The sequence below is a fragment of the Rhizobacter sp. P2_H2 genome, assembly GCF_056403375.1.
Map to the genome: position 1 here is coordinate 1 of NZ_JBFUFP010001223.1, position 1,492 is coordinate 1,492.

Genomic DNA, 1,492 nt, shown 5'->3' on the forward strand with positions numbered 1-1,492 from the left:
CAGCCACTCAGCCACTCAGCCGCCGACCGTCCGCGTGCGGCGCGGCCGCTCGGGCTTCAGCAGGCTGCGCACCCGCCTCTTGCGGGGCGCGGCCTCGGTGCCGCTCGACGGCTCTTCCGCCTCGTCGACGCTGCCCTGGACCGGGGCCTCGGCCGGCGGCTCCTCGCTGTAGCGCGGCGGCCAGTCCTTCAGTGTCGAGCGGCGCAGCAGCGCCATGCCGCCGGCGGCGCCGTAGGTGCGCTCGAGCACGTGCGTGACGAGCCGCTTGTTGACGCGCTCGGTGATCACGAGCGTCGAGCAGCGGGTGCCGTAGCTGCCGTCCGGCGTGCGGATGAACGCGGCCGACAGCAGCTTCTCCCACTCGTGCGACACGCCGGTCGACGGCAGCAGCGCGTCGTCGGCCAGCGTGCGGTCGCCGAGCGCCTCGAACAGCCGGGCGCTGAGCGTGTCGACGCTGTCGCTCGTCGACAGCGCCGCATCGACGCGCGCCTTCAGCAGATCGACCTTGGGCCACGGGGCATCGAGCCGGCCGTTCGACAGGCCGAACAACCCGCGCTCGAGCCGCACCGGATGCACCTCGTGGTTCGAGGCCCAGAAGCATTCGCCGCGCTGGAAATCGGCCGCCACCAGGTTGAAGCCGTTGTGGCCGGCCAGCGCAGTGCGCATCCAGAAGCGGTCGGTCTGCAGGTCACCCGCCAGCCAGCGCGGCACGATGTCGCCGCGCGACGGCGCCTGCGGATCCTGGCGCGACGGATCGCGCACGTTGGTGACGAAGGCGAGGCGCCCGGCGGCCGTCAGGCCGAGCCAGGTGCCGCCGGCTTCGAGGTCGCGCCCGCCGAGGATGTCGGGTCGGCCGGCACCGGGCGACCACCAGGCCAGGCGGGCGGTCGGGCGCTTGAAGAACTCGTCGCGGTTCGCCGCGACGACCAGCGGGAAGCGCCGCGACTGGTCGATCGCCAGCGCTACGAGGCACATGGTACGAAGCCCTCGGCGTGGCGGGGGCCGACGATCCACGGCGCGAGCGCGGCAGCGAGCTGCGCTTCGATCTGCTGCGCGAGCGTGTCGTCGATGCCGTGGGGCGCGAGGGCGTAGATTTCCATCCAGGTGTGGTGTTCGTCGCGGGAGTCGGGTCGGCGCAGCAGCCGGGCCTGGAGCCCGGGACAGGCCGACTGCACCTTTGCCTGCGCTGCGAGAACCGCGGCCGACAACGCCTGCGCGTCTTCGACCTTCGCCCGATAGTAGATGAACAATTCGCGCACGATGCCGCCGCCGATGCGGGTCCGTGAAGTCGTGCCTGGAATGCCCTGGGCGGCCTTGCCGATCAGGCCGTCACGTCCACGTCGACGTCGTAGGGCATCGGCTGGCGCGTGAGCACCGGCCCGTCGGCGGCACCCAGGTGCAGGCTGCCGGCGTCGAGCGCGGCGAGTTTGACCTCGGCCAGCACGCGCTGCCCCGCGGCGTTGACGACCAGCCCCGCCGGCTGGCCGGGATC

2 protein-coding genes and 1 pseudogene are annotated in these 1,492 nt (G+C 72.8%); all 3 read right to left on the minus strand.

The window, feature by feature from the left end; translation table 11 throughout:
• Positions 1–15: 15 nt before the first annotated feature.
• The gene (locus AC1D15_RS31780; protein WP_477829190.1) at positions 16–975 is read right to left on the minus strand and encodes an NRDE family protein; all 960 of its coding nucleotides are present in this window, start codon (positions 973–975) and stop codon (positions 16–18) included.
• Positions 963–1,259, minus strand: a complete 297-nt coding sequence (locus AC1D15_RS31785) for a DUF4936 family protein (RefSeq protein ID WP_477829191.1) — start codon at positions 1,257–1,259, stop codon at positions 963–965. The genes AC1D15_RS31780 and AC1D15_RS31785 overlap by 13 nt, the downstream gene beginning before the upstream one ends.
• Before the next feature lie 62 nt (positions 1,260–1,321).
• Positions 1,322–1,492: pseudogene (locus tag AC1D15_RS31790) on the minus strand (CAF17-like 4Fe-4S cluster assembly/insertion protein YgfZ); the annotation flags it as partial.